Annotated in this window: 3 protein-coding genes; all 3 read left to right on the top strand. The window is 36.9% G+C overall.

Translation table 11 applies throughout. The features are described from left to right. Positions 1–203, top strand: a 203-nt coding sequence (locus AB5Z01_RS13720) for a helix-turn-helix domain-containing protein (RefSeq protein ID WP_368365621.1), incomplete at its 5' end; no start/stop codon positions are given. Positions 204–338: 135 nt separating this feature from the next. Then, on the top strand, positions 339–1,088 hold the full coding sequence (locus tag AB5Z01_RS13715; RefSeq protein WP_032589374.1) for a hypothetical protein: 750 nt from the start codon (positions 339–341) through the stop codon (positions 1,086–1,088). Continuing rightward, on the top strand, positions 1,078–1,463 hold a 386-nt coding region (locus AB5Z01_RS13710), incomplete at its 3' end, for a nucleotidyl transferase AbiEii/AbiGii toxin family protein (protein WP_368365620.1). The genes AB5Z01_RS13715 and AB5Z01_RS13710, both read left to right, overlap by 11 nt.

The following is a 1,463-nucleotide window of genomic DNA, read 5'->3' as shown; positions in this document are numbered from 1 at the left end:
AAGGACGAATAGGAGGACGCAAGCCCGGTCTAACAGATCAAGCTAAAAGAAAAGCTAAACTAGCGGCTATAGAATACACCAAGTATCTACAAAATGAAATAGGCACGATAGATGATGTTTGCCGGATAGTAGGAATTTCCAGAGCTACCCTATACAAATATCTAAGGATAGAAGGGATTAACATACAGGGCAGCAAAAGATAAGAGGATATTTTTCCGAAAGTATATTCTTAATTATCTGTCTACTAATTGATAATATCAAGTTTAAATATAAAAAAGTACTTAGAAATTTGCTCAATACTATCAAATATGATATCTTTGAAATAAATTCTAAGTAAAATGAGTAATATAATATCTAAATATAAAGAAACAGGCATGATAAGCATAGATCAACCAGTAGGATATAACACCATGAAATCCCGTCTTTACAGCTGGAAAAAGCGAGGTTTGTTATCACATATTCGCCGGGGAGTATATTTGCCGGCTAACATACAGAACAAGTATCAGATAGCTTGCAATTCCGTTGATAACGGTTGCCTAGCTTATCATTCTGCATTAGAGTTCTATATGTTACAGACACAGGAATTTAACTGGCTTTATGTGCACAGTTCTACTCCCTTCCGGTCTTTTGAGTACCTGAACCAGCGTTATGTATATAAGCCTTTGCAGTTTATATACAAACCATTGGTTACAAAAAAAGATACCGGCTATCCTATCACGGTTACATCGATCAGCCAAACCATAATTGACTGCTTAAACAATATAGGCTTAGCCGGTGGCATTGAAGAACTGTTATTTGCCTTAATCGAGGTTGATCCGGATTCCGTAATAGAAGAAGATATGTTAGAATGCCTGAAGCTATACCAAAAGAAAAGCCTGTATCAACGTACAGGATTCATCCTGTCCCAGCTTCAGGAACAACTAAACCTATCGGATATGTTCTTCGATGTATGTAAAAAGAAGATGGGTAATACAACAAGTTACCTTACAAATCCTTCCCGTTGTGATACCTATTTCAAGGAATGGAATGTATGTGCGCCTAAAGATGTAATGAAAGAAATAGAGAAAGGAGTATATTATGAGTTTTGATTATACACAAGAAGAAATCACTAGACTAGCAAAAGAAAATAATTTTACGGTTGCTGGAATAGAGAAAGTTATGCGATTATCCAATATCCTCAATGACCTTAACAATCAGCCGGAGTTTAGCGGTAAATTGTTACTGAAGGGGGGAACGGCTATAAACCTGCTTGTTTTCGATCTTCCCCGGCTTTCTGTCGATCTGGATCTTGATTTCTCTAAAAACGTATCTAAAGAGGATATGTTAGCGGAGAGAGAACAAATCAACAAGGCTTTAGATAGCTATTTCCAGCAGAACGGGTATAGGAAGACCGAAAGAAGTAATTTTACCCTAGATTCTCTCTCTTTGCACTATAATACGGTGACAGGAAGCGGAGATAAGAT

The sequence above is a fragment of the Ruminococcus sp. RTP21359st1_H3_RTP21359_211015 genome, from assembly GCF_040909065.1.
Classification (GTDB): Bacteria; Bacillota; Clostridia; order Oscillospirales; family Ruminococcaceae; genus Hominimerdicola; species Hominimerdicola aceti.
Note: the sequence above shows the minus strand (reverse complement) of the source record. Positions and strands in the feature narration are given on the sequence as shown.

Bases quoted from the DNA above. Each gene is read 5' to 3' on its own strand.
- AB5Z01_RS13715 (WP_032589374.1), top strand. From the start codon at position 339: ATGAGTAATATAATATCTAAATATAAAGAAACAGGCATGATAAGCATA.